This window comes from Serratia sp. TSO36, from assembly GCF_057808395.1.
This window is the reverse complement of sequence record NZ_JBJZOU010000037.1, coordinates 1-516: the sequence shown is the minus strand read 5'-3', so window position 1 is coordinate 516 and position 516 is coordinate 1. Positions and strand designations below refer to the sequence as shown.

General features: G+C 48.4%; 2 tRNA genes and 1 rRNA gene. All 3 read right to left on the bottom strand.

Going from position 1 to position 516, the window contains the following annotated elements:
• Window positions 1–185 precede the first annotated feature (185 nt).
• Window positions 186–261: transfer RNA gene (locus ACK3CV_RS25320), tRNA-Ala, on the bottom strand.
• A gap of 38 nt (window positions 262–299) precedes the next feature.
• Window positions 300–376 (bottom strand) — tRNA-Ile (locus tag ACK3CV_RS25315).
• 75 nt (window positions 377–451) lie between these two features.
• Window positions 452–516 (bottom strand): 16S ribosomal RNA (locus ACK3CV_RS25310); the annotation flags it as partial.

The following is a 516-nucleotide window of genomic DNA, read 5'->3' as shown; positions in this document are numbered from 1 at the left end:
TCGTTCGCGCTGCAAACATTTGAGAGACTCTATGACAGGTTACTCTTCATTCCAGTACTTCTACGGAGGAATGAATTTCAGCCGTCATGTTTCAATTTTCAGCTTGTTCCAGATTGTTAAAGAGCAAAATACTTCGCAGCATACTGTTGCCAATATACTCTGAAGTAGTGAAATACCGGACTATATGGTGGAGCTAAGCGGGATCGAACCGCTGACCTCCTGCGTGCAAGGCAGGCGCTCTCCCAGCTGAGCTATAGCCCCATACAGTCACGCGCAGTACCTTTTCCACTTCCGAGAAGTGGTAGGCCTGAGTGGACTTGAACCACCGACCTCACCCTTATCAGGGGTGCGCTCTAACCACCTGAGCTACAAGCCTATAAAGGTATTTCTGCTCGTTACTTTTTCATCAGACAATCTGTGTGAGCACGCCACTCGAAGCAATATCTTTAGGTAAGGAGGTGATCCAACCGCAGGTTCCCCTACGGTTACCTTGTTACGACTTCACCCCAGTCATGA